This is a genomic window from Enterobacter sp. LM3 (genome assembly GCF_046622475.1).
Taxonomy (GTDB): Bacteria; Pseudomonadota; Gammaproteobacteria; order Enterobacterales; family Enterobacteriaceae; genus Enterobacter; species Enterobacter cloacae_P.
Genome location: NZ_JBJURN010000050.1, coordinates 1 through 1,257, shown reverse-complemented (window position 1 = coordinate 1,257; position 1,257 = coordinate 1). Strand labels below are relative to the sequence as shown.

Below are 1,257 nucleotides of genomic sequence, written 5' to 3'. Positions count from 1 at the left end.
TGAAGTGGTTTAATAGTTTTAGACACGTTCAGAGGTTATAAATTAAATAACTGATGAGGTGCAAAAAATGAATTCACGCCGATTTACCCCAGAGTTTAAACGCGAGTGCGCTGAGCTGGTCCTTGACCATGGCTACTCATTCCGCCAGGCCTGCGAAGCCTCTGATGTCGGTGTCACGGCCATGAGACGCTGGGTCAGACAGCTTGAAATTGAACGTGGTGGCCTGGTTTTATCCGGTCAGGGCATCCCCTCTCCGGCTCCTCCGCTCACGCCAGAGCAGCAGTACATTCGTCAGCTTGAAGAACGGGTTCAGCGGCTTGAGAGGGACAAGGAGATATTAAAAAAGGCTACAGCTTTGCTGATGTCGGACGCCAGCAAGCCCTGAAACTTGTCGCCGCCCTGAGCCAGGAATACAGCGTAAAAGAGCTCTGTGCGGTCCTCGGCGTTTGCCGGAGTCTGGTTTACTACCATCGCAAACGCCAGAAACAACCGGATACGACGCGAATTGCCCTACAGCGAAGGGTGGCCGAGCTACACCGTCTTGGGCGGGGCTCAGCCGGAGCAAGAACGTTGTCTTTACTGCTTCGCCGCGAAGGAGAAAACGTTGGGCGTTACAAGGCCGGGCGACTGATGAAAGAAGCCGGTCTGGTGAGCAGGCAGCCCGGAAAACACCGCTATCGCCTGTGTAACCGGCAGTCTAATCTGGCGGAAAATCATCTCAGTCGCAATTTTACGGTAAATGCACCGGATAATGTGTGGTGTGGAGATATCACTTTTATCAGAACACAAGCGGGCTGGCTGTATCTGGCAGTGGTACTGGATTTATACGCGCGAAAAGTGGTGGGTTGGGCGTTCTCGTCTGTGGCTGACAGCCAGCTGGCGCAGAATGCCCTTACAATGGCCTGGGAAAACCGGGGCCGTCCAAAAGGATTAATGTTCCACTCTGACCAGGGTTCTCAGTATGCCAGCATGTCATACAGGGACATAGCGAAGCTGTACGGCATCAGACTCAGCATGAGTCGCAAAGGAAACTGCTGGGACAATGCCGTTGCAGAGAGGCTGTTCCGGAGTCTTAAAACGGAATGGTTGTTACGTGAAGGCTACCGAAACAGAAGTGAAGCAGTGAAGGATGTGGTTCAGTACCTGAGTGGGTATTACAACCGGGTAAGGCCGCATAAAAACAACGGAGGGTTAACACCTGCCGAGATGGAAAGACAAAGAACCTCAGGTCGTGTCCAAATTAAGTAGACCACTTCA

The 1,257-nt window shown here is 52.4% G+C and carries 1 protein-coding gene; it reads left to right on the top strand.

Going from position 1 to position 1,257, the window contains the following annotated elements; genetic code table 11:
- The first annotated feature begins 67 nt into the window (after window positions 1-67).
- Window positions 68-1,248 (top strand): IS3 family transposase gene (locus ACJ9N4_RS20860; RefSeq protein ID WP_182919020.1). Its coding sequence is split into 2 segments (ribosomal slippage): window positions 68-338 and window positions 338-1,248, totalling 1,182 coding nucleotides; the frame shifts between segments, so codons are not numbered across the junction.
- The last annotated feature ends 9 nt before the right edge of the window (window positions 1,249-1,257 follow it).